At 68.7% G+C, this 23,812-nt stretch carries 20 protein-coding genes; 12 read left to right on the forward strand and 8 right to left on the reverse strand.

Annotation, left to right across the window (positions count from 1 at the left end; genetic code table 11):
- Positions 1 to 140: 140 nt before the first annotated feature.
- The 3 genes from recD to recC are packed head-to-tail and all read right to left on the reverse strand — an operon-like array spanning position 141 to position 9,045.
- Positions 141 to 2,024, reverse strand: a complete 1,884-nt coding sequence (recD, locus tag ARC63_RS09475; protein WP_057503103.1) for an exodeoxyribonuclease V subunit alpha — start codon at positions 2,022 to 2,024, stop codon at positions 141 to 143.
- Positions 2,021 to 5,701 carry an exodeoxyribonuclease V subunit beta gene (recB, locus tag ARC63_RS09480; protein ID WP_057503104.1) on the reverse strand — a complete coding sequence of 1,227 codons (3,681 nt, stop codon included), beginning with the start codon at positions 5,699 to 5,701 and terminating at the stop codon, positions 2,021 to 2,023. The genes recD and recB overlap by 4 nt, the downstream gene beginning before the upstream one ends.
- On the reverse strand, positions 5,698 to 9,045 hold the full coding sequence (gene recC / locus ARC63_RS09485) for an exodeoxyribonuclease V subunit gamma (protein ID WP_057503105.1): 3,348 nt from the start codon (positions 9,043 to 9,045) through the stop codon (positions 5,698 to 5,700). The genes recB and recC overlap by 4 nt, the downstream gene beginning before the upstream one ends.
- 189 nt (positions 9,046 to 9,234) lie before the next feature.
- On the opposite strand from recC, the gene ARC63_RS09490 reads away from it, so the two are divergent.
- From ARC63_RS09490 to ARC63_RS09515, 6 genes are read left to right on the forward strand one after another with little or no spacing between them, the layout of a single operon-like run.
- Positions 9,235 to 10,023, forward strand: a complete 789-nt coding sequence (locus tag ARC63_RS09490; RefSeq protein WP_057503106.1) for an ABC transporter ATP-binding protein — start codon at positions 9,235 to 9,237, stop codon at positions 10,021 to 10,023.
- Positions 10,023 to 10,772 (forward strand): MlaE family lipid ABC transporter permease subunit, encoded by a 750-nt coding sequence (locus ARC63_RS09495; RefSeq protein WP_005414955.1) that lies wholly within the window; start codon positions 10,023 to 10,025, stop codon positions 10,770 to 10,772. The genes ARC63_RS09490 and ARC63_RS09495 overlap by 1 nt, the downstream gene beginning before the upstream one ends.
- Positions 10,773 to 10,831: 59 nt before the next feature.
- Positions 10,832 to 11,356: an outer membrane lipid asymmetry maintenance protein MlaD gene (gene mlaD, locus ARC63_RS09500; protein WP_010487482.1), complete on the forward strand. Its 525-nt coding sequence runs from the start codon at positions 10,832 to 10,834 to the stop codon at positions 11,354 to 11,356.
- Positions 11,353 to 12,015: an MlaC/ttg2D family ABC transporter substrate-binding protein gene (locus ARC63_RS09505; RefSeq protein WP_010487479.1), complete on the forward strand. Its 663-nt coding sequence runs from the start codon at positions 11,353 to 11,355 to the stop codon at positions 12,013 to 12,015. The genes mlaD and ARC63_RS09505 overlap by 4 nt, the downstream gene beginning before the upstream one ends.
- On the forward strand, positions 12,005 to 12,316 hold the full coding sequence (locus ARC63_RS09510) for an STAS domain-containing protein (protein WP_032128488.1): 312 nt from the start codon (positions 12,005 to 12,007) through the stop codon (positions 12,314 to 12,316). Before ARC63_RS09505 ends, ARC63_RS09510 begins: the two co-directional genes overlap by 11 nt.
- Position 12,317: 1 nt before the next feature.
- Positions 12,318 to 13,331, forward strand: coding sequence for an MlaA family lipoprotein (locus ARC63_RS09515; protein ID WP_010487475.1), 1,014 nt, complete (start codon positions 12,318 to 12,320; stop codon positions 13,329 to 13,331).
- 85 nt (positions 13,332 to 13,416) lie between these two features.
- On the opposite strand, the gene ARC63_RS09520 is transcribed toward ARC63_RS09515, so the two are convergent.
- The 3 genes from ARC63_RS09520 to ARC63_RS09530 all read right to left on the reverse strand — a co-directional run bounded on the left by ARC63_RS09520 (position 13,417) and on the right by ARC63_RS09530 (position 16,115).
- Positions 13,417 to 13,962 (reverse strand): glutathione peroxidase, encoded by a 546-nt coding sequence (locus tag ARC63_RS09520; RefSeq protein ID WP_010487473.1) that lies wholly within the window; start codon positions 13,960 to 13,962, stop codon positions 13,417 to 13,419.
- A 126-nt stretch (positions 13,963 to 14,088) separates the two neighbouring features.
- A complete protein-coding gene (locus ARC63_RS09525; protein ID WP_057503107.1) occupies positions 14,089 to 14,487 on the reverse strand; it encodes a hypothetical protein in 399 nt (132 codons plus the stop codon).
- 71 nt (positions 14,488 to 14,558) lie between these two features.
- Positions 14,559 to 16,115 carry a DNA recombination protein RmuC gene (locus ARC63_RS09530; protein ID WP_029380156.1) on the reverse strand — a complete coding sequence of 519 codons (1,557 nt, stop codon included), beginning with the start codon at positions 16,113 to 16,115 and terminating at the stop codon, positions 14,559 to 14,561.
- 45 nt (positions 16,116 to 16,160) lie between these two features.
- Between ARC63_RS09530 and ARC63_RS09535 the strand changes: the two genes are divergently transcribed.
- On the forward strand, positions 16,161 to 16,766 hold the full coding sequence (locus ARC63_RS09535) for a glutathione S-transferase family protein (RefSeq protein WP_057503108.1): 606 nt from the start codon (positions 16,161 to 16,163) through the stop codon (positions 16,764 to 16,766).
- Positions 16,767 to 16,927: 161 nt separating this feature from the next.
- Here ARC63_RS09535 and ARC63_RS09540 read toward each other — a convergent pair whose 3' ends face one another.
- A complete protein-coding gene (locus tag ARC63_RS09540; RefSeq protein WP_057503109.1) occupies positions 16,928 to 17,935 on the reverse strand; it encodes a zinc-binding alcohol dehydrogenase family protein in 1,008 nt (335 codons plus the stop codon).
- A gap of 91 nt (positions 17,936 to 18,026) precedes the next feature.
- Between ARC63_RS09540 and ARC63_RS09545 the strand changes: the two genes are divergently transcribed.
- Genes ARC63_RS09545 through ARC63_RS09555 form a run of 3 tightly spaced genes read left to right on the forward strand, consistent with a single transcriptional unit; the run spans position 18,027 to position 20,073 of the window.
- Positions 18,027 to 18,998, forward strand: a complete 972-nt coding sequence (locus ARC63_RS09545) for a LysR family transcriptional regulator (protein WP_057503110.1) — start codon at positions 18,027 to 18,029, stop codon at positions 18,996 to 18,998.
- A gap of 14 nt (positions 18,999 to 19,012) precedes the next feature.
- Entirely contained in the window at positions 19,013 to 19,642 is a 630-nt protein-coding gene (gene leuE / locus ARC63_RS09550; protein ID WP_010487461.1) for a leucine efflux protein LeuE, read from the forward strand.
- A complete protein-coding gene (locus tag ARC63_RS09555; protein ID WP_010487459.1) occupies positions 19,639 to 20,073 on the forward strand; it encodes a hypothetical protein in 435 nt (144 codons plus the stop codon). The genes leuE and ARC63_RS09555 overlap by 4 nt, the downstream gene beginning before the upstream one ends.
- A 23-nt stretch (positions 20,074 to 20,096) precedes the next feature.
- Here the strand turns inward: ARC63_RS09555 and ARC63_RS09560 are convergent, their stop codons facing one another.
- A complete protein-coding gene (locus ARC63_RS09560; RefSeq protein WP_057503111.1) occupies positions 20,097 to 20,999 on the reverse strand; it encodes a LysR family transcriptional regulator in 903 nt (300 codons plus the stop codon).
- 121 nt (positions 21,000 to 21,120) lie between these two features.
- Here ARC63_RS09560 and ARC63_RS09565 point away from each other — a divergent pair, with 121 nt between their 5' ends.
- The gene (locus ARC63_RS09565) at positions 21,121 to 22,116 is read left to right on the forward strand and encodes an aldo/keto reductase (protein WP_010487455.1); all 996 of its coding nucleotides are present in this window, start codon (positions 21,121 to 21,123) and stop codon (positions 22,114 to 22,116) included.
- A 175-nt stretch (positions 22,117 to 22,291) separates the two neighbouring features.
- On the forward strand, positions 22,292 to 23,719 hold the full coding sequence (locus ARC63_RS09570; RefSeq protein WP_043397683.1) for an amino acid permease: 1,428 nt from the start codon (positions 22,292 to 22,294) through the stop codon (positions 23,717 to 23,719).
- Positions 23,720 to 23,812: the final 93 nt, after the last annotated feature.

Consider the following 23,812-nt stretch of genomic DNA (forward strand, 5'->3'; position numbering starts at 1 on the left):
CCGCCTTCGACAGTTTCCCGCGATCTGTCGGAATGGCATGGCTTGCTTCTGGTGGGTGTCGACCTTGGTCGACACGGTAGATCCACGCCATGCGTGGATGAAGGTGCGCGTTGTGATTGGAGGAATTGGAAGGACTGAGGTCAGAACAGCTGGCCCTGCACCGTCGGTTCTTCGATCAGTGTCGATGGTGCTTCGATCACGTCTTCCGCACCCAAGCGCCAGGCCAGGCCACCCAATCGACTGGCGTGGCGTTTCAATGCGGCCTGCAGCACCTCTGCGCTGCCTGCTACGTGCAGGCGTTGGCGGGCACGGGTCAGGCCGGTGTAGACCAGCTCGCGCGACAGCACGCGGCTATCCTGGCGTGGCAGCTGCAACCACACTTCGTCGAACTCCGAGCCCTGTGCCTTGTGTACGGTCATCGCGAACGCGCTTTCGTGCGTGGGCAACGCGGCCGGGTGGAAGGCGCGTGGCTGCTCGACGGTATCGCCGGGGAACCAGGCCACCATCGCGCCACTGTCATCGCGCAGGCAGATGCCGATATCGCCATTGAACAGGCGGTGCCGGTAGCTGTTCTCGGTGACCAGCAGCAGGCGGCCCTGGAAGTAGCCCGGGGTGTTGCCGGCCAGCAGCTGTTCGATGCGGCTGTTGAGCCCGCGCGCGCCCTGCGGGCCTTCGCGCAATGCGGTCAGCACGCGCAAGCGCCCGGCCTGCTGCAGGGCACTTATCGGATCAGCGGCCTCGGCCAGCGCACGCCAGTGCCCCAGCAAATGCTCGCGCTGGCCACGCAATGGATCGGCTTCGCCTTCATGGAAATGCACGCCAGCCAGTGAACCGCCACGCAGCAGCTGCAATGCGGTGCTGCTGTCGCCTTCGCGCACGGCATGCGCCAGCGGCGCCAGGTCCAGTGCATCACTCTGACGGTAACCGCGCTGCAGCTGCACGCGGCGGCCAGCAAAGGCGCGTGGTGCCGCCTGCGGCTGCAAGGTGGCCGGCGCCAGCAGTCCATGCAGTGCCTGCGCGTCGTCGGCGCGGGTGCCGATGCCATCGCCGCTGGCGCGCAGGATCGCGCTGAGTACGTCGCCGGCTTCCACCGACGGCAGCTGGTCCGGGTCGCCGAGCAGGATCAGCCGGGTGCCACTGGCGATCGCATCGACCAGCTTGGCCATCATCGGCAGATCGATCATCGACGCTTCGTCGACCACCACCACATCCACCGGCAGTGGATTATCAGCGTGGTGGCGGAAGCGCGGTGAATCGGGAATCACGCCGAGCAGGCGATGCAGGGTGGTGCCGGTACTGGGCAATGCCGCGCACAACGTCGCATCCACTCCTTGTTCCTGCAGACGTTGCACGGCTACGCGAAGGCTCTCGGCCATGCGCTCGGCAGCGCGACCGGTCGGCGCGGCCAACGCCACCTCGGGCAGCGGCTGGCCGGCATGCCGGGCCTGCGCCGCCAGCAGCAGCAACAGGCGCGCGATGGTGGTGGTCTTGCCGGTGCCGGGGCCGCCGGTGACCAGTGCCAGCGGATGGCGCAGGGTCACGCCGGCTGCGCGTGCCTGGTGATCTTCACTGTTCAATGCCTGCGGGAACAGCTGCGCGAACAGCGGCGCCAACGCCGTCATGTCCGGCGCCGGCAGCGGATGCCGGCCGATGCGCTGCAGCCCGGCCGCCAACTGACGCTCGTACTCGCGATAACGGCGCAGGTAGAGCAGGCCGTTCTCCAGCACCAGTGGCGCATCCTCGGCGATGGCGTCGGACTGCTCGGGTGTCGCCACCCACGGCGACGCACGCAGCTGTGCCAGCCAGTCCTGCGCGGCAGGCCACTCGGGCACGCCTTCCAGCAACCGCTGCGGTTGTGCCGGATCGAACGCGGCGTGGCCCTGCGATACCGCCAGCGAGGCCAGCGCCGCCGCCAGCGCCACACTCTCGGGCGTGTCGTCGCGCAGCCGCTGCAGGCTGGTCGCCAACGCGTGATCAAGGGTGCGCAGCTGGCCCTTCTGGTGCAGTTCCTTCAGCAGGCTCATGCGCTGGCTCCACGTGCACGTGCGGCCAGTTCGGCCTGGGCCTGCTCGCCACCGGCGAACAACGCATCCAGGGCATCCACCAACGCCAGCGGGAAACGGTCCACATGCACGCCATTGCCGGTGCCATCCAGGCCGCGGCAGAACAGGTAGCGGATGCCGCCCATGTCACGTTCGTAGTCGTAGGCCGCGCCCAGGCGGAAGCGCAACCAGCGATGCAGGGCCACGGTGTAGATCAGCGCCTGCAGGTCGTACTCGCTGTGCCGCATGGCAATGGCCAGCAGGTCCGGGCTGTAGCCGGGCAGGCGGTTGGACTTGTAGTCGAGCACGTACCAGCGCCCGTCGCGCACGTAGGTCAGGTCGATCATGCCGGTCATCAGCCCTTCCAGGCGGCGACGCTGGCCGAAGCCTCGACGACCACTGGAAACGCCGTGCGCATGAAGGACCTGCAGCAGCGCCGGCACCGTGGTCGGTTCGATGGCGAAATGGAAGTCGATTTCTGCGCGGCGCTCGCCTTCACCCAGGCTGTGCAGCGCACCGCCTTCGGGTAGCGGCACGGTCAGCGTGTGGCCAACCAGCGGCACCAGCACGGCCACGCCGTCGTCCAGATCGACATCGGCATAGCCTTCGTCGTGCAGCGCCTTGCGCAGCACCTCGGCCTGCCCCTCAGGGGCTTCCAGGCCCGGCTGCCAGTCAGCCCATGCAGCAAAGTCGACGTTCTCCATCGCCTCATGCAGCACGTTGCCGAAGCGACTGCCCATGAAGCGCGGATCGAGCGGGGCGTTGTCCTCGGCGGCCGCGGTGGGTTCAGGCAGCGCCGGTTCCAATGGCAGTTCCGGGCCGGCCGGTTCGTCGGCGGCCGGTGCCGGCAGCTCGGTGGCGGCCGCTTCGATATCGCTGCCAACGCCTGCATCTGCGTGGGCCAGCTGGGTAAAGCTGTACACCCACCAGTCGTGCGGCACGCGCCGGGTCAGTGCACGCACGGCTGGAAGCTCACCTTCCACTTCGGCCGCCAGCTGCGGCAGCGTGGCCGGCGCCTCGCTGTCATCGATGTGCACATCGGCGAGCGCGCGCAGCGCCTGCAGGTCACCCAGCAGCGGCGCCAGCCGCGTCTTGCCGAACCCGGCCAGATCACCCACGGCGATCCACAGCGCATGCTCGGCACGGGTCAGTCCCACATACAGAAGGCGCGCATCCTCGGCGCGCTGCTCGCGTTCGCGCTGCGTGGTGGCCGCTTCCCAGGCCTCGTCCTTGTCCAGCTTCCAGTGCAACTGGCGCTGGCCGCCGACGTGCACGGTGCAGTGCGAGGCCGTGTTCGGTGCGCCGCCGTCGATGCCGACGAAGGGCAGGAACACCAGCGGATACTCCAGGCCCTTGCTCTTGTGCAGGGTGATGATCTGCACGCGGCGCGCATCCGATTCCAGGCGCAGCAGCTGCTGCTCGTCATCCTGGTCGGCGCTGGCCATCTGCCCCTGCAACCAGTCCAGCAGCCCGTGCATGCCCAGCGCCTGCGCGGAGGCTTCCTGCAGCAGTTCACCCAGCTGCAGGTAATTGGTGAGGCGGCGCTCGCCATCGATCAGCGCCAGCAGACGCTCGCCCTGCGCGGCACAGACATCGGCGATCACCGCGAACGGCCCGCCGCGCTGCCAGCGCTCTCGCCAGTGCAGCAGCTGCGCCTGGAACCCACGTTGCAGGTCGCCGTCGCGTTCCATCGCCGCAATCGCACTTGCGCGCTGGCCGAGCAGTACCGTGGCCAGCGCTGCGCGCAGGCGGCCCTCGTCGGCCGGTTGCAGCAGTGCCAGCAGCAGCGCACGCAGATCACGCGCTTCAGGCGTGGAAAACAGGCTCTGCTTGCCGGCTGCCACTGCCGGAATGCCGACCGCGGCCAGTGCGCGCTGCACCAGGGTGGCCTCGCGATGCGAGCGCACCAGCACCGCGATGTCACCGGGCTGCACCGGGCGCCCACGCAACACGGCATTGCCCGCACGCGCCTCGACCAGGATCTGGTGAATCGCGGCCACGCAGGCCTGGGTCGCCGCATCGCGCGAGGCATCGGCGCTCATCGCCTTGTCACCGCCACTGCGCAGCACGCGCAGGGTGAGCGCCGCGGCGGCATGGCCGTCGCGCTGGTAGTCCGCATCGCTGCGCACGCCACCGGGCCGCACCGGCTCGAACTGGATGCCGCGTTCGAGGAAGACGTCTTCGCCGGCGTTGTCGTACAGCGCCTGCAGCGCGCGCAGCACAGCGGGTCGCGAGCGGAAGTTCTGGTCCAGCACCGGCGCCTGCTGCGCCACCTGCTTGGCCTTCAGGTAAGTGTGGATATCACCGCCGCGGAAACCGTAGATCGCCTGCTTGGGGTCGCCGATCAGGAACAACGCCGGTGCCAGGCCCAGCTCGCGCACCTCCGGCGAATCACCGAACACGGTGTGGAAGATGCCCCACTGGCGATCGTCGGTATCCTGGAACTCATCAACCAGCGCGATGCGGTACTGCGCGCGCAGCTGCCTGACCAGCGTCAGTCGCTGCGGGCCTTCCAGGGCGAGCGCTACGCCATCGATCAGATCGTCGTAGGTCTGCACCCGGCGGATGCGCTTCAGTGCCTGCAGCCGCTGCGTGGCGTCGGCGCGAAGCGCGTGCAGGAAATTCAATGCGGTGGCACGCAACCAGGCATCGCGTTCGGCCAGCAGCACGACATAGCGCGCCAACGGTGCCTGCAATGGCGACGACGGCGTGCGCTCGGCGAATTTCTTGTTGGTCTTGGCGGCCAACGCCTCCGGCAGCAGCGCCGGCAGGCGTTCGCTGATCAGCAGCTCGCGCGGGTCGGCGCGCTCGGCCCAGGCCAGCAGCTGCCGGCCCAGCGGATGCAGCCAGCCCAGCTTGTAGGACACGCCGTTGAGCCACTTGTTGTCGACCGCATCGCAGAGGTCGATGAAGAACTGCTCGCCGTGTTCGCGCACGCGTGCAGACAGCTCTTCCGCCGCGCCCTGCAGGGCCATATGCGGATCGGGCAACGCCACCGGCTGCGGCAACGGATGCAGTGGCGGCGCGGCCAGCAGCGCGCGCAGATCGGCGGCCAGCGCGTCCGGGTTGGACCACAGCCAGGTCAGCGGCTCCAGCGTGGCCGGGTCATTGGCATGCACGCGCCATAGATCCGCTGCCAGTTCCTCCAGCAGCTCGCGGTCACTGGCCAGCAGTTCCGGCGGGTCGAAGGTATGGCCGCTTTCCAGCGCATGCTCGCGCAGCACGCGGGTGCAGAAGCCGTGGATGGTGAAGATGGACGCCAGATCGATCTCGTCTGCGGCCACCTGCAGGCGGCGTTTCAATGCGGCGGCGCTTTCGCTGCCCTCGTGCAGATGACGCTGCAGCACCGCGCGGGTGAGGCGCACGTCCGGCGCTTCGCCCTCGTCCCGTTCCAGATCGACCAGGCGTGCGGCCAGCGCCAGGCGCTCGCGTATGCGCTTGCGTAGTTCCTGGGTGGCGGCGTCGGTGAAGGTCACTGCCAGTATCTGGCCGATGCGCAGGCCCTGCTCCACCACCAGGCGGGTGAACAGCGTGGCCAGGGTGAAGGTCTTACCGGTGCCGGCGCTGGCTTCGATGAGGCGGATGCCGTCCAGCGGCAGGGCCAGGTAGGGATCACGGCTGAGGGATTCGATGCCGTCTTCGGCGATGGCGGTGCTCATGCGCTGTCCTCCTGGCGTGCTTCGGCGCCGAGAGTGCGGCCTTCGCGCACCGCGCTGAAGACCACCTGGCTGTTGCGCAGCAGGTCGGCATAACTGGCATCGGTGGCGAACGGGTCTGCGCCGCGCAGCAGCAGCTGCCAGGCGTCGCTGCTGGATTCACCCCAGGTGCGGTCGCTGCCGTGCCATTGCTTCCAGCCTTCGCTGCGCTGTTTTTCTGTCGGCGCGTTGTACAGCACCCAGCCGGTATACGGGGCAAAGCGCAGCGGCTCGCGCAGGCCACGCTGGCGCAGCTGCAGCAGCGCACGCAGCGCCGCGCGCGCCGCCGGAACGCTCAATGCCGGCAGCACATGCGGGCCGGGGCCGGCATCGCCGCCATCGTGGAACTGCACGAGGGGCAGCGCGTCGCCAGCGGCGTTGGCCAGCAGCCAGTCCAGGCCCTGGCGGATCACTGCATTGCCATTGAGCGTGCCGGCACGCAGGCGCACCAGCCCTTCGGGATGCCGATCGGCCACGCGGCCATGCAGGCGCACGCCATCGATGTCCACTTCGTAGCGGCGGCTTTCCAGTGGATCGCCCTGCATCCAGCCCAGCAGCGCACTGGCATACGGGCGTGTCTTCAACTGCTCCACCTCGAACTGGCGCTGGCCCAATGGACCCGACGGCAGCAGGCCACGCGCGCGCAGCCGCGGGTACAAGGGCTCGGTATCGCCGCTGAGCGTGGCGCGTACCACCGCCGCCTGCACGCTGCGCTTTTCCGGCCCGCGCGACGACAGCACCAGCGGTTCCAGGTCATCGACCTCCTCGACATCGTCGGCCAGGCGCAGGCCCAGCGACTGTGCGAGGAACTGCCCGGCCGGGTCGCACAGGAAGCGGCGCAGGGTATCGAGCGCGACCTCCTCTTCCACCGCATCGTCGAGCGGCGGCGGCAACGGTGCATCGAACCATGGCTGCAGGCCACCGCGCTGGCCGGTCAGGCGACCGGCGGCCGGATGCCACTGGCGGCGATAGCTGAAGCGGCGTGGATCGCCATCACCGAACGCGGCTGGCGAGAACGGCTGCAAGGCGTGACGCACGGTGAAGTCGCGGACCGCTGCGGTCGGATCGAGGTGATATGCGGCGGCGGCATCGATCAGTTCGCTGACCAGTACCGACGGCTCACGCACGCTGCCATCGCGCGGATCGGCGCCGAGATAGCTGAGATAGAACACCTCCTGCGCGGCCGCGAACAGCTGCAGGAACAGGAAGCGGTCATCCTCGCGGGTGGAGCGGTCGCCCGGACGGCGGCGCGGCGTATCCAGCTCGGCGGTGAGCTGGTTGAGACCGGCGGCAGGGTCACGGCGGGGGAAATCGCCATCATTGAGACCGAGCACGCAGATCACCCGGAACGGCAGCAGCCGCATCGGCACCATGCGGCCGAAACTGATGCCACCGGTCAGCAGCGGTGCGCGCGTATCGGCCTCCCCCAGTACGCCGGCGAAGTGCGAACGCACCACCTCCGGCGGCACGCCGTCTTCGAAACCGGCCTTGGCGGCATCGTCGGCGAACTGGTTGAGCAGCTTGCGCAGGCGCTCCAGCGCGCGCTGGCTGTTGGGCGAGCTGGGCGCGATGGGCAGCAGTGCATCCAGCAGCGACAGCAGGCGCTGCCGCCACTGCGCCGGGGTCAGCAGCTCGCCGAGGCGACGCTGATAGATCGCCAGCACGCGCAACAGGCGCAGCAGCCGGTCCAGCGCGTCCAGCGCGCCGCCTTCCAGTTCGATCCACGGCGCCACACCGGCCAGGTCAGCCTCACTGCCGGTGGCATGGCCGAGTACCAGGCGATCCAGCGCGAACTGCCAAGTGTAGGCGTCGTCGGCCGGTGCCTGGTGCTGGTTGCGGTGCTTCGCATCCAGGCCCCAGCGTGTACCGGCCTGCTTCAGCCAGCCATGCAGGCGATCGAAGTCCACCGCTTCCAGCCCGGCCGCTTCGGCCAGCGGCGCGCTGGCCAGCAGGTCCAGCACTTCGTTCAAGCCAAAGCGCGAGACCGGCAGGCCCAGCAGATGCACGAACACATCGGCCAGCGGCTCGCCCGCCAGTGGACTGCTGTCGGCCAGCGCATACGGAATGTGCTCCTCCTCGCCGCCGCGACCGCCGAACACGGCTTCCAGGTACGGCACATAGGGATCGATGTCCGGCGCCAGCACCGCGATCTCGCGCGCCTGCAGCGGCGGGTCGAAGCGCGGATCCTGCAGCAGGCTGCGCAGCTGGTCGTGCAGCACCTGCAGCTCGCGCAGCCGGGTATGGCAGGCGTGCACCTGCAGGCTGGGGTCGTCACTGCGCAGGCCTTCGCGCAGCTCGCCCGAGGGCAGTGCGCGGCGGTGGAACAGATCGCGCTGCAGGCGATGCAGCAGGCTGTCGGACAGGCCGCCTTCGTCCAGGGTCGGCCGGGTGTCCTCCTCCGGATCGGAATAGGCGGCGATCTCGCCGGCCGGATGCACCACCTCGTAACTGCCCAGCACCGCCATGAAGTCGCGGCCGGCCGCACCCCAGGCTTCCAGCAGGCGGTTCTCGCCGGCCGCTTCACCGAAGGGATCGGGCGCGCCGCTGCGCAGGCGCTCGGCCAGCGTCTGCAGGTCGCCCCAGTACGACTGAACCGGGGTGGGCATGTAGAAGTGCAGCTCGCCCACCCGGGCCTGGGTGGCCATCACCCGCAGCACGTCGGGCGAGATGTTGAGCGTCGCGAACGCAGACATGCGCGGCGGCAAGCCTTGCGGCAGCGGCTGGCCGGCGCCTTCGAAGCGGTCCAGGTACTCCTGGATGCGGCGGGCGCGATAGTCGTGGCCCCGGGTGATGGTGCGCCACAGGATTGCCTGCGGATCGGCCGGATCGGCCCCCGCCGCCCAGCGCAGCAGCCAGTCACGCCGCCAGGCCTGGTACCTCTCGAACACCGAGGCCAGCTCGCCGGCCAGCGCCCACGGCTTCAGAGCATCATCGCCGGCAAGATACGACTGCAGCGCGCGCATCGGTGGCTGCGCCAGCAGCGACGGATCGCGCAGCGCCTGGTACAGCTTCCAGTGCAGGCCGGCGGCGTCCAGATCGTCCTGCTCACCGCTGACGTTGGCCTTCAGCGCGCGCGCCACGAACTCGCCCGGGGTCAGGAACTCGAGGTTGGCAGCCACGCCGAACTCGGCCGCCAGTGTCGCCTGCAGCCAACGCCGCATCGCCACCTGCGGGATCAGCACCACTTCCGGCGCCAGCAGCGGCTGGCCCGGTACCGGCGCACGCACGTTGCGCGCCAGCAGCGCGGCCAGCACGTCCAGGGAGTTGGAATGGTAGAGGCGGAAATCGCTGCCTGGGTCACTCATCATGCACAGTGTGCAGGACGGCAGGCAGTATTCAATGGTCAGCCCATCGCCGGTACGGATTGTTCCGGGCTGCCGGGCGATTGTCCCGGCCTGCGCGAGGCCTTGCCGTGCAACAATACTGGACCGTCCAGTCTGCTTATGTTCAGCCGACGGGCCAGATCCTTCGATGTCTAAAAAACGTTAATGGTGCCCATGTCGGCTTCCACCTCCAGTCTGGTGCAGTTATCCAACGTCCGCATCGACCGGAGCGGACGCACGATCCTGCGCGACGTGTCGCTGCAGGTGCCCAAGGGCAGCATCACTGCGGTGCTCGGTCCGTCCGGCAGCGGCAAGTCGACCCTGCTGGCGGCGCTGACCGGCGAACTGCGCCCGGTCGCCGGCGAGGCCACCCTGTTCGGCAAGCCGATCCCGCATGACAGCGGCGCGCTGCTGGAAATGCGCAAGAGCGTGGGCGTGCTGTTGCAGGGCAACGGCCTGCTGACCGACCTCACCGTGGCCGAGAACGTCGCCCTGCCGCTGCGTACGCACACCCGCCTGCCGACCGCCGTGCTGCGCCGGCTGGTGCAGATGAAGCTGCATGCGGTGGGCCTGCTGGCCGCCGCCGATGCCTGGCCGCGCGAGCTGTCCGGTGGCATGGCGCGCCGTGTGGCGCTGGCCCGTGCACTGGCGCTGGACCCGCCGCTGATGATCTACGACGAGCCGCTGACCGGGCTGGACCCGATCGCCTCGGGGGTGATCATGAGCCTGATCCAGCGCCTCAACCACAGCCTGGGCCTGACCAGCATCATCGTCAGCCACCACGTGCACGAGACCCTGCCGATCTGCGACCAGGTGATCGCGATCGCCAATGGCGGCATCGTGTTCCAGGGCACGCCCGAGGCACTGCAGTCCAGCCAGGACCCGCTGCTGCGGCAGTTCCTGCACGGCCAGCCCGATGGCCCGATTCCGTTCGATGCCGCGCCACGCGCGAGGGTTGCCTGATGCCGTTCGTCCAAGCCACCCGCTCGCTTGGCCGCGCCGGCCTGTTCTCGCTGACCGTGCTGCGCGGTTCGCTGCCCACGCGTGATTTCCTGGCCGAGCTGACCCGCGAGATCTACAAGATCGGCGCGCGCTCGCTGCCGATCATCGCCGTCGGCGGTGCCTTCGTCGGCCTGGTGCTGACCCTGCAGGGCTACCGCACGCTGACCACCTTCGGCGCGGCCGACGCGCTGTCGACCCTGCTCGGCCTGTCGCTGTACCGCGAGCTGGCGCCGGTGCTGACCGCGCTGCTGTTCATCGGCCGCGCCGGCAGCTCGATCGCCGCCGAACTGGGCCTGATGCGTGCCACCGACCAGATCAAGGCGCTGGAGCTGATGGCGATCGATCCGGTAGCCAAGGCGGTGGCGCCGCGCTTCTGGGCGGCGGTGCTGACTGTGCCGTTGCTGACCGGCATCTTCTGTTCGCTGGCGATCAGCGCCAGCTACTTCGAAGCCGTGCACGTGCTGGGCCTGGACAACGGCGTGTTCTGGTCGGCGCTGCGCAACAGCGTGGACTTCTGGGACGACTTCGGCGTGGCAATGCTGAAGTCGGCGATCTTTGGCGGCACTGCCGCGCTGGTCGCCGCCTACGTTGGTTTCCATGCCGAGCCGACCATTGAAGGCACTTCGGTGGCGACCACCCGTGCGGTGGTCAACGCCTCGCTGCTGGTACTGATGTTCAACTTCGTGCTGTCGGCAATGTTGTTCACCTAACCCCTCCACCGGCGGTGCGCAGGCGCGCGCGGCCACCACGACTCGATCAGGTAATCCACATGGCCATCCGCGGTCCCAGACTCGAATTCTCCGTCGGCGCTTTCCTGCTGCTGGCCCTGGCCTCGCTGATGGTGCTGGCCGTGGCCTCGACCAACCAGCGCTGGAGCTGGGGCAGTGAAGGCTATGACCTGAAGGCGCGCTTCTCCCAGGTCGGCCAGCTGCGCAAGCAGGCGCCAGTGAAGATCGGCGGCGTCACCGTCGGCCAGGTCGCGTCGATCGACCTGGACCCGGTGAAGTTCGAATCGATCGTGACCCTGCGCATGGACAGCAAGGTCAAGGACCTGCCGGCGGACACCTCGGCCGGCATCTTCACCAGTGGTTTGCTCGGCGAGAGCTATATCGGTCTGCAGCCGGGCGGTGATCCGGACGTGCTGAAGGCCGGCGACGAGATCGTCTTCACCCAGCCGGCAGTGGACCTGATCCAGCTGGTCGGCAAGTACATGTTCAGTGGCGGCGCCGGTGGCGGCGCTGCTCAGAAGCCCAACGATGGCGCGCAGGCGCCTGCAACGGAACCGCAACCATGAAGATGAAACTGATTCCGGCCCTGCTCGCCTCGGCGCTGCTGGCGGCCACCCCGTTCCTGGCCCAGGCCCAGGCCGCCGCGCCTGCCGCTGCCGCAACGCAGAGCCAGGCCGGCAAGGTGGTGATCGATGCCAGCAGCCGCATCCTGTCCACGCTGCAGCAGCGCAAGAGCGAGTTCACCAGCAACCCGGCCAGCCTGCGCAGCTACATTGACAGCGAGCTGACCCGCACCTTCGACCGCGACTACGCCGCGCGCCTGGTGCTGGGCCCGCACGCCCGCGGCGCCTCCGACGCCGACATCAAGCTGTTTGCCGATGCCATGGCCGACAGCCTGATGCAGCGCTACGGCTCGACCCTGCTCAACATCCAGGGCAAGCCGAGCTTCCGCCTGAAGGGTGAAAGCCCGCTGCCGGGCAATCGTGGCGTGCGCGTGAGCACCGAACTGGTGCGTGCCGGCAACGAGCCGACCCCGGTCGAGTACTGGATGCGCAACGTGAATGGCCAGTGGAAGATCTTCGACGTCAACATCGAAGGCATTTCCTACGTGCAGACCTTCCGCAACCAGTTCGATACCCCGCTGCGCCAGAAGGGCATCAAGCAGGTGGCCAACGAACTGCACAGCGGCAGCATGCAGGCCGGGCCCGCGGGCAATGGCAAGTAACGCACTGGCGCTGCTGGAAGGCGACACCCTGCGCCTGCGCGGGGTGCTCGACCGTGCCGCGGTGATCGCGCTGTGGCCGCAGCTGCAGGCCCTGCCGGCGAAGCTGTCACGGCTGGAGCTGGGTGAGGTCGAACGCGTGGACAGCGCCGGCCTGGCGCTGCTGGCCGAGCTGGCCGCACGCGCGCGCAAGAGCGGTCACCCGCTGGCCGTCTCCGGCGCGCCGGCCGGCTACAACGAGCTGAGCGCAGCCTACCGGCTGTCGCCCGACCTGGATTTCAACGCTACTTCTGCTGCGAGCTGACATGAACGTCGTACGCACTTTCCCCCTGATCGTCCTGGCCACCGCCCTGACCGCCTGCGCCGGCAAGCCCGCACGCAGCGATGCACCGGCAGCCAGTACCGTGGTCCCGGCCAGCACCATCGCCGAGGCCTCCGCCCCCACCGCCGATGCCGCTACGGTCGATGCCGCGCCGGCCGCAGCCGTGGTTGCCGCACCTGCACCGGCCACGCCACCATCCGCACCGGCCCGCAGCGCCGACACCGATGCGGCCAGGGCCGCAGCGGCGACCGCCCCCGGTGGTGATGACGACTTCGATGCCCTCTATGGTGGTGCCGGCAACACCGGCAGCGCGGCGGCCTACGATCCGTGGGAACCGTTCAACCGCAAGGTGCACACCTTCAACAACGCGGTTGACCGCGGCATCGCGCGCCCGCTGGCCACGGCCTACACCCACGTGGTGCCACGCTTCGCCCGCACCGGCGTCAGCAACTTCTTCAGCAACCTGCGCGCACCGGTGACCATCACCAACCAGCTGCTGCAGGGCCGCGGCGCCGATGCGTGGGACAGCCTCGGCCGCTTCCTGATGAACAGCACGCTGGGTATCGGCGGCCTGTTCGATCCGGCCAGCAAGGCGATGGTACCGCGTCGCAATGAGGACTTCGGCCAGACCCTGGGTGCCTGGGGCTGGCGTCGTTCGCGCTACGTGGAACTGCCGTTCTTCGGCCCGCGTACCGTGCGTGATGTGTTCGGCCTGGCCGGTGACATTCCGCTGTCGCCGATCCGCCGTATCGAAGAGGACAAGATCCGCATCGGCCTGCAGGGCCTGCAGCTGGTCGATACCCGCGCGCAGCTGCTGGCGATCGACAACCTGCGTGACACCGCCGTGGACGAGTACTCGCTGGTACGCGATGCGTGGATGCAGCGCCGCAACTACCAGATCGAGAACGATCTGCGCAGCAAGCGCGACCGTGGCCACGACGATGCCAATTCGCCGATCCCGGTCGATGCCATGCCGATGCCGAACTGGAGCAACTGATCGCTGCAGCCCGTGCATGAAAAAACCCCGCCTCGGCGGGGTTTTTCTTTTCCGGTAGGTGCCAACCCTGGTTGGAACGCTTCCCTCAGGCCGCCAGCGCGGCCTCGATGGCTTCGCGCAGGCGCGCGTCATCGGCAGCCACGTCCGGGGCGAAGCGCGCGATGACCTTGCCGTCGCGGCCAACCAGGAACTTCTCGAAGTTCCACAGCACCGCCGGTGCTGCGTGGATCGGAATCTCCTTGCTCGCCAGGCGCTCACGCAGCGGGCCTTCGCCGATCGACTGCGGCTGGGCGGCGGTCAGCTGCTGGTACAGCGGGTGGGTGTCATCACCGGCCACGCTGATCTTGGAGAACATCGGGAAACTGACGTCGTAGGTGAGCTGGCAGAACTGCTGGATCTCCGCCTCGCTGCCCGGCTCCTGGCCGAGGAAGTTGTTGGCGGGGAAGCCCAGCACTTCCAGGCCCTGCGCGTGCTTTTCCGCATACAGCGCCTGCAGGCCTTCGTACTGCGGAGTGAGGCCGCACTTGGAGGCGACGTTGACCAGCAGCAGCACCTTGCCCTGGTAGTCGGCAAGCGAGGACGGCTGGCCGTCGATGGTGGTGAGGGAAATGTCCTGGATCGGGGTGCTCACGCGGGGGCTCCGGCAACAGCGGGGAATGGCCCACCAGCATAGCGCCGCGCGCGCTCTTGTAGAGCCGAACCCACGCTCGGCTGATGCCACAGCAGCCGAGCGTGGGCTCGGCGCTACAGGCAGGATTCAATCCACGCAGATCGTGCCCTGCGCCTTGCCCTCATCAATGCGCTGGCGGCATCCGAAGTTCTGGCGCACATCACGCTGGCAGGTCCCGGTGGCGACGCTGCCGACAGTCACCTCGCCGCCGGCCAGGCACTGGTCCATGCAGTCGCTCTTGCGGCTGCAGGCCTTGCCGGCGTCGGCGTAAGGAATCACGCACTGTTCGCGCTGCAGCCGGCCCAGCCGCTGCAGGGTGCCGCCAGCGGCCTGGCAGTCGACGTCGCGCGCTTCGCGGTACGCCTCGGCCGCTTCGGGGCTGGTGGCTGCGGCGGATGCCGCCGCCGTATCGGCAGCCGGTGGTGTGCTGCTGCAGGCGGCAAGCAGCGCGGTCAGGACTAGGCTGGTGAAGCGGCGCAGGCGCATGACGATACCTGATCGAAGCGGACAGGCCGCCAGCATACGCATCGGCGATGCAGGCGGCGTGTCAGCGTGGCTCAGGCCTCGTCGCCGTCGCCTTCACTGCCCTCGTCCTCGGCGGCCGCATCACCCTCGGCCAGATCGCCGAGCAACGACTGTGCCTGTTCGGACGCCAGCGACTCCACGCCACGCAGGCGCCGTTCGATGGTGCGGGTCTTGCGGCTGGCCTCGCCGATGCTGCGACCCACCGTGGTGATCTGCTTCTCGGCCTTTTCGAGGATGCCGGCGAACTTGCCGAACTCGCTCTTCACCGCACCCAGCAGGCTCCACACCTCGCTGGAACGCTGCTCGATGGCCAGCGTGCGGAAGCCCATCTGCAGGCTGTTGAGCAGCGCGGTGACCGTGGTCGGGCCGGCCACCACCACGCGGTGCTCGCGCTGCAGCAGGTCGACCAGGCCCGGGCGCCGGATCACTTCGGCATACAGGCCCTCGGTGGGCAGGAACATCACCGCGAAGTCGGTGGTGTGCGGCGGCGCGATGTACTTGTCGCAGATCGACTTGGCCTGCACGCGCACCGCGCGTTCAAGCTGGATGCCCTGCAGGCGCACACCCTCGGCGTCTCCCTGTTCCTGCGCGTCCAGCAGGCGCTCGTAGTCCTCGCGCGGGAACTTGGAGTCGATCGGCAGCCACACCGGCGTGTCGTCGCTGCTGCGGCCCGGCAGGCGCACCGCGATATCGACCATCTCGCCACTATCCGGGCGCACCTTCACCGCACGCGCGTACTGCTCCTGGGTGAGCGTCTGCTCGAGGATGTTCTCCAGCTGTACTTCACCCCAGCTGCCACGGTTCTTGACGTTGGTCAGCACGCGCTTGAGGTCGCCGACGCCGGTGGCCAGCTGCTGCATTTCGCCGAGGCCACGCTGCACCTGTTCCAGGCGCTCGGAGACCAGCTTGAAGGAATTGCCCAGCCGCGTTTCCAGCGTGGACTGCAGCTTCTCGTCCACGGTGTGGCGCATCTGCTCCAGCTTCTGCGCGTTGTCGTTCTGCAGCGCGCGCAGCTGTTCTTCCAGCGTCGTGCGCATCTCGGCGATGCGCTGCTCGTTGCGCTGGGTCAGTTCCTGCAGGCGCAGGCCAAGGCTTTCGGTCAGGCGCTGCTGCGACTGCGCGCCCTCCTCGCGGCCCTTGCGTGCATCGTCCACCAGGGTCTGGCGCAGCGCGCCGAGCTGGGTATCGGTACGCCCGGTGAGCTCCTGCAGCTGCTGGCCAAACGCATGGATGCGCGCTTCCTGCTGCTGGCCGAAGGTCTCCAGCTGGCCCCGCAGTTCCTGCAGCCGCTGTCCCATCAACGCCGCGCCCCTCTGCTGGCTCTCGGCCGCTTCGGCGCGCGCCTTGCGGGCATCTTCGCCCAGCGCTTCGCGCAGCAGGTCCAGGCGCTGGTCGGTGCGGGTGGACAGATCGGTCAGCGCGCGGGCGAAGCCATCGAGCTGTTCGCGCAGTTCGCTGCGCCCGGCGCGCGCCTCCTCCCGCACCGCCTGCTCCAGGCGGTCGTGCGGCGGGCGGCGCAGCAGGGCGACCAGCTGCAGGATGAGCACGGCCAATAGAAGACCGCCAATGAGCAGATATTCGGTTTGCATGGGACAAGTGTAGGCTGGCCGAGTCTCAGCTGCTGCGTCAGGACCATGCTCGCTCTGTACGGAAAGCCCACCTCCATCAATGTGCGCAAGGTGCTGTGGCTGTGCGCCGGTCTGGACTTGCCCCTGCACCACGAACCGGCCCCCCCGCCGGACCTGCTGGCCGCGCTGAACCCCAACCGGCAGGTGCCGGTGCTGCGCGATGGCAACTTCGTGCTGTGGGAATCCAACAGCATCTGCCGCTACCTGGCCGCACGCGCCGGTCGCGAGGATCTGCTGCCACCTGCAGCGAAGAACCGGGCCCGGGTGGAGCAGTGGATGGACTGGCAGGCCAGCGACCTCAACAGCGCCTGGCGCCACGTGTTCATGGCGCGCGTACGCCAGCATCCGGACTACCCGGACGATGCCCGCGCCGAGGCCAGCCTGGCGCAGTGGAACCGGCTGATGGGTGTGCTTGAAGCCCAGCTGGCCGCCACCGATGCCTACGTGGCGGGCAGCACCTTCACCCTTGCAGATATCGTGCTGGGGCTGTCGACCCAACGCTGGCGCAGCACGCCGGGCAGCAAGCCCGCGCTGCCCCACCTCGTCGCATGGTTCGAGCGCCTGCGAGAGCAGCCCGGTTTCGCCAAACACGTCGACAACGGCGTGGCGTGAGCCGTGGTTCCCGCAGCTGTTGGTAGGTGTCGACCCTGGTCGACACGGCTGATCCACGCCATGCGTGGATGAAGCTCCGTAGAGCCGAGCCTATGCTCGGCTGACGCCCACGCGCGAACGGCAGCCGAGCGTGGGCCCGGCTCTACAGACAGCGTCTGCTCCTACCAGCCTTCCAGCACGATCTTGCCCTTGGCGCGATGGCTCTCCAGCAGCGCATGGGCACGGCGCAGGTTGGCTGCGTCGATGCGTCCGAAATGCTCGCCCAGGGTGGTCCGCAGCACGCCCGTGTCGATCAGCTCGGCCACCCGGTTCAACAGATCGTGCTGGCGCTGCATGTCGGCGGTGCGGTACAGCGGCCGGGTGAACATCGATTCCCAGTGCAGTGACAGCGCCTTGCGCTTGAGCGCCATTACATCCACCTGGCCCGGGTCATCGATCAGGCCGAGCTGGCCCTGCGGCGCCAGCAGCTCCACGATCTGCGCGTAGTGCTGGTCGGAGTGGGTCAGGCTGGCCACGTGCTGCACCTCGCTGATGCCGAGCCGTGCCAGGCCCTCGGCCAGCGGCAGGCTGTGGTCGATCACGTGGTGCGCGCCCATCGCGTAGACCCAGTCCTGGGTATCCGGACGCGAAGCGGTGCCGATCACGGTCAGCTTGGTCAGCTTCCGCGCCAGCTGCACCAGGATCGAACCGACACCACCGGCAGCACCGATCACCAGCAGGGCCTGGCCCTCGCCACCGCCCTCGGGAATACGCAGACGGTCGAACAGCAGCTCCCAGGCGGTGATCGCGGTCAGCGGCAACGCTGCGGCGGCCGCATCGTCGAGACTGGCCGGCTTGCGGCCGACGCTGCGCTCGTCCACCAGCTGGTATTCGGCATTGCTGCCCGGGCGGTCGATCACGCCGGCGTAGTAGACCGCATCGCCAGGCTGGAACAGGGTCACCTCGCTGCCTACCGCATCGACGATGCCGACCGCATCCCAGCCCAGCACGCGCGGGCCGTCGGTGGCCACGCCGCGGCGGACCTTGGTGTCGACCGGGTTCACCGCCACGGCACGCACCGCCACCCGCAGGTCGCGCGGGCCGGGCTGCGGCAGTTCCAGTTCGATGTCGATCAGGGCCCGGGCGTCGTCGATCGGCAGGCCGGCGTGGGTGTAGGCAATGGCGCGCATGGCAGCGGTCCAGTGGGGAAGGAGTGGACAGGGTGCGCCGCACACGGTCCCTCGGAAAGGCGCAGAATCGGTTAGCACTTTCACTCCGGCGATGAAGATGATCCGCTTCGACGATCTGCAGTTGTTCGTCCGCACGGCCGCGCTGGGCAGCTTCTCGCAGGCCGCCCGCGAGGCTGATCTGTTACCCGGCCAGGTCGCTGCTGCCGTGGCGCGGCTGGAACGCGAGCTGGATCTGCGCCTGTTCGTGCGCACCACCCGCAGCCTGCGCCTGACCGGCGAGGGCGCGCTGTACCTGCCGTACGCGCAGGAGGTGCTGGCCACCCTGCGCGAGGGCCAGGCGCGCGTGCAGGGCGAGGACACCGAGCTGCACGGCACCCTGCAGCTGTCGGCGCCCTCGGACCTCGGCCGCAACCTGCTGCTGCCCTGGCTGAGCGCCTTCCGCGCCGCGCACCCGCGGCTGCGCCTGCACCTGCGCCTGTCCGACGAAGTGGCTGATGTGTTCCGCGACCCGGTCGACGTGGCCATCCGCATCGGCCACTTCGACGACGCCAACTACGTCGCCCTGCCCCTGCTGGAAGGCAACCGGCGCGTACTCGCGGCCTCGCCCGGCTACCTGCAGCGGCGCGGTACGCCCACCCGCCTGGACGAGCTGCGTGAGCACGATTGCCTGGTCTACCAGCTCAGTGGCCGCGCCTACGATCGCTGGTCGTTCGAGGTCGACGGGCGCCGCAGCGTGATTCCGGTGCGCGGTCCGCTGGTCTGCGACGACGCCGATGTAGTGCGACGCTGGGCGGTGGCCGGCGAAGGCATCACCTACAAGTCCTGGCTGGACCTGCGCGAGGACGTGCTGGCCGGGCGCCTGCAGCTGCTGCTGGACGGTGTTGGCAGCAGCATCCCGCTGCAGCTGGTATGCCCGCACCGCAAGCAGTTCTCGCCAGCGGTACGGCAACTGCATGCGCAGCTGCGCCAGCACCTGCAACCGCTGCTGTCTGGCATGCCCGATGGCCTCGCCAGCCCCCTGTCGCCAAGTGCAGCACTGGCCGACAATGGCGGCCCCCCGTAAGAGAGAACGCCGCCATGCCGTGGATGGGCATCCAGGACCTGTGGACGTTTCTGGTCGCTGTGCTGGTGTTTCTCGCCCTGCCCGGCCCCGGCACCTTCACCCTGCTGACCGCCACCGGCCGGGGCGGCGTGCGTGGCGGCTACACCGCGCTGGCCGGCCTGCTGGTCGGCGACCAGATCCTGATGTGGCTGGCGCTGGCCGGTGTGGCCGCACTGCTGAAGGCCAACCCACTGGTGTTCCACGCCGTGCAGTACCTGGGTGCGGCCTACCTGGTGTGGGTGGGCATCAGCCTGCTGCGCACGCCGAAACACGAGGGGGGTGACGCCGGGCCGATCCGCATGCAGCCGGGCCGCTACTTCCAGCAGGCGATCCTGGTCAGCCTGCTCAACCCGAAGGCGATCCTGTTCTACATGGCCTTCCTGCCGTTGTTCATCGATCCGAAGGCACACCAGGGCATCGCCACCTTCGCGGCACTGGCCGGCATCATCCTGGTGGTCAGCATCGGCTACTGCTCGATGCTGATCGGTGTGGGCAACCTGGCCCGTCGCCGGTTGATCCAGCACCCGCGGATCAGCGATGCGCTGCGCCGCGTGGCCGGCCTGTTCCTGGTTGGGTTCGGCATCCGGTTGGGGCTGAACGGATGATCCGGCGGCTGCTGGTGCTGGTGTTCATCGGGCTTCTGGCCGACACCGCAGCGGCCAGCGTGCAGGACCATCGCTGCCTCACCGGGGGCCGCAACGACGGCATCCACCTGCTGTGGCGCTGGCTGGACGATGGCAGCGCCGACGTGCAGTACGCCGGGCAGCGAGGCCGCCTGCAACTGCAACAGGTGTCGCAGGAAACGACGGTGCTGGCCGAAGACCGCCCGTACCAGTTCGACAGCGTCTGGGAAGAACGCATCGGTGGCCGCCTCAATGGGCGCTACTACCTGAGCACCCAGGGCGCGCACGTCTACGGTTTCAGCTACGAGCGCGCCCGCGACGGGCGACGTATCGAGTTCAACGAGGACGTCGAGGCGTGGCACGAGGATGGCTGCCATTGGCCGGGAGGCGTAGCGGCGCGCGTGGTCGATTGAAGCATGCCAACCAAGGTTGGCATCTACCGGTCGTGCATCTCCGCGCGCAGGTGGTCGATGAACACCCGCAGCTTGGGCGCCATCTGCTCACGCGCGGGGTAGTACAGGTGGAAGCCGGGGAACGGCGGCTGCCAGTCCTGCAGCACGCTCTGCAGTCGCCCAGCGGCGATGTCGTCGGCCATCAGCGAAGCGAACCCCTGGGCCATGCCCAGCCCCGCCAGCACAGCGTGATGGGCGACGCCGGCATCGTTGAACACCAGCCGCCCGCTCACTTCCACGTCCAGGTCGTGGCCTTCGCGGCTGAACTCCCAGGGCATCAGCCGGCCATTGGCCAGGCGGTGCACGATGCAGGCGTGGCGCTGCAGGTCATGCGGGGTCTGCGGCACGCCATGGCGTTCGAAATAGGCCGGCGTGGCCACCACCACCTGGCGCTCAGGTGGCCCGACCGGCACCGCGATCATGCCCTGTGCGAGTGATTCGCCGAGGCGGATGCCGGCGTCGAAGCCCTCGGCCACCAGATCGGTCAGCGCCGGGTCGACGCACAGTTCCACCTGCACCTGCGGGTAGCGCGCAAGGAAATCGGGCAGCCGCGGCAGGACCATGCGATCGGCGACGATGCGCGGCAGGGTCACACGCAGCCGCCCGGCAGGCACCGAGCGCGCGCTGTCCAGTTCGGCAAAGGCTTGGTCGATCTGGTCCAGGCCGCCGCGCACGCGCTGCAGGAAGCGCGCGCCGTGTTCGGTCAGGCTGACCCGCCGTGTGGTCCGCTGCAGCAGGCGCACGCCCATCCGCGCTTCCAGCGCGCGCACGCTCTGCGACAGCGCCGAGGTCGACACGCCCAGGGCATCGGCGGCGCGGGTAAAGCTGGCGTGCTCGGCCACGTGGACGAAGGCGACCACAGCGGTGAGGGGGACGGAGGCATCCATTGTGAAGCCAGTCTTCAAGGTAAGTCCGGTGGCACGCAGTTTATCCACATGATGACGTGGAGGATGCTGTGCCCCTCGCCGCTGCCCCTCCAGGCGTGGCGCCTTCCCCAAGGAGATCCGCATGAAGACCCGTACTCTCGGCCGCGCCGGCCCCACCGTGTCCACCCTCGGCCTGGGCTGCATGGGCATGAGCGCCTACTACGGCGGCCGCGGCAGTGACGATGACGGCATTGCCGTCATCCGGCACGCGCTGGACCGGGGCGTGACCCTGCTCGACACCGCCGATGTGTATGGCCCGCACACCAACGAGGTGCTGGTCGGCCGCGCGATTGCCGGCCGCCGCAACCAGGTGTTCCTGGCCAGCAAGTTCGGTATCGGCCTGGACCCGACCGACCCGAAGGGGCGGCCGGTCAACGGCCACCCGGACTATGTGCAGGCCGCCTGCGAGGCCAGCCTGCGCCGCCTGGGCGTGGACCACATCGACCTGTACTATCAGCACCGCGTCGACCCGACCGTGCCGATCGAGGACACCGTAGGTGCGATGGCACGCCTGGTGGAACAGGGCAAGGTGCGCTGGCTGGGCCTGTCCGAGGCCTCGGCGGCCACCCTCCGCCGTGCCCATGCGGTCCACCCGATCACGGCGGTGCAGAGCGAGTACTCGCTGTGGTCGCGCGATCCGGAGCAGAACGGAGTGCTGGCCACCACGGCGGAACTGGGCATCGGCTTCGTGCCGTATTCGCCGCTGGGCCGTGGCTTCCTGACCGGCGCCATCCGCAGCCCGGACGACTTCGACGCCGACGATTACCGGCGCACCTCGCCCCGCTTCGAAGGCGAAAACTTCCAGCGCAACCTTGCACTGGTGGACACCGTACAGACGCTGGCCGCCGAGCGCGGCATCGCCGCCTCGCAGCTGGCGCTGGCCTGGGTGCTGTCGCGCGGCGAGCACATCGTGCCGATTCCGGGCACGACGCGGCGGGTACGGCTGGACGAGAACCTCGGTGCGCTGCAGGTGGAACTGGATGCGGCCACGCTGGACGCACTGGATGCGGCCTTCCCGCCGCATGCCGCGGCCGGTGAGCGCTATTCGGTCAGCGGCATGGCCAACATACAGTCGTAGCAGCGGCCGGGACCAATGCACACCGGTGGCTGCCGCCGGATTGTGCCGATTCCGGCAGCCTGGCCGGGGCGCAGCGCGCGCCCCGCCCTGCATGACCCCCGTCAGTGGTAATGCTGCGCTGCGTTCGGTCACACTCGGGAACTTGTCGTTCTTAGTCACCCCTTCCGAGGCCTGCATGTCCCTGTTCCGGCGCAAGTCCCTAGATTCCGTCACCGTCCACGAAGCCGGCAGGCGCCTGATCCCGACGCTCAGCTGGCCGCACCTGATCGCGTTGGGCATCGGCGCCATCGTCGGTACCGGCATCTATACGCTGATCGGCGTGGGTGCCAACCTGGCCGGCCCGGCCGTGCTGATCTCCTTCGCCATCGCCGGTGCGGTCTGCGCCTGTGCGGCGCTGTCCTACGCCGAGCTGTCGACGATGATGCCGGCCGCCGGCAGTGCCTACACCTACAGCTACAGCGCGCTGGGCGAAGTGTTCGCCTGGGTGGTGGGCTGGAGCCTGATCCTGGAGTACTCGCTGGTGGTGAGTACGGTGGCGGTGGGCTGGTCCGGCTACTTCGTCGGCTTCCTCGAATGGGTCCATACCCAGTTCGGCTGGAACGTGCACCTGCCGGCCTGGCTGGCGGCCGGCCCGCATGTGGAAGGCGGCATGATCAATCTGCCGGCGATCATCATCACCTGGCTGGTGGCCGGCATGCTGATGGCCGGCACCAAGGAGAGCGCGACGCTCAACGCCATCCTGGTGGTGTTCAAGCTGATCGCGCTGGCCATCTTCGTGGCCGTGGCCCTGCCTGCGTTCGACGGCGCCAACCTGCAGCCGTTCATGCCCTACGGTTTCGCCAAGTCGATGGGCCCTGATGGCGTCGAGCACGGCGTGATGGCGGCAGCGGCCATCATCTTCTTCGCCTTCTACGGCTTCGATGCGATCTCCACCGCCGCCGAGGAAACCAAGAACCCGGGCCGCGACCTGTCGATCGGCATCATCGGTTCGATGATCGGCTGCACCATCGTCTACGTGCTGGTGGCGCTGGCCGCCGTGGGTGCGATGAGCTACGCGGTGTTCGGCCACAGCGCCGAGCCGCTGGCCCTGATCATGCGCCAGCTGGGCCATCCGACCGCGGCGATGGTGATCGGCGTGATTGCGATCATCGCCCTGCCGACCGTGCTGTTGGCCTTCCTGTACGGCCAGAGCCGCATCTTCTTCGTGATGAGCCGCGATGGCCTGCTGCCGCGTCGCCTGTCCAAGGTGAATGCACGTACCGGCACGCCGGTGGCGACCACGCTGTTCACTGCGGTGGTGGTGTCGGCGCTGGCCGGTGTCGCCCGCCTGGACGAGATCGCCGCACTGGCCAACGCCGGTACCCTGGCCGCGTTCACTGCGGTAGGCATCTGCCTGGTGGTGCTGCGCCTGCGCGAGCCCAACCGCGAACGCACGTTCCGTACGCCGCTGGCCTTCGTGGTCGGCCCGCTGGCCGCGCTGGGCTGCATCTACCTGTTCATCAGCCTGCCGCATACCACCCAGCTGTACTTCCTGCTGTGGAACGTGGCCGGCCTGGTGCTGTACTTCCTGTACAGCCGTCGCCACGCGCTGATCGCGAAATAGACGGATCACCGGTAGTACCGGCCGCTGGCCGGCAACCCGCATCCTGTTGATAGGGGCAATGCCGGCCAGCGGCCGGCACTACCGCAGGGCGTT

Source organism: Stenotrophomonas geniculata ATCC 19374 = JCM 13324 (assembly GCF_001431625.1).
In the GTDB taxonomy this organism is placed as follows: Bacteria; Pseudomonadota; Gammaproteobacteria; order Xanthomonadales; family Xanthomonadaceae; genus Stenotrophomonas; species Stenotrophomonas geniculata.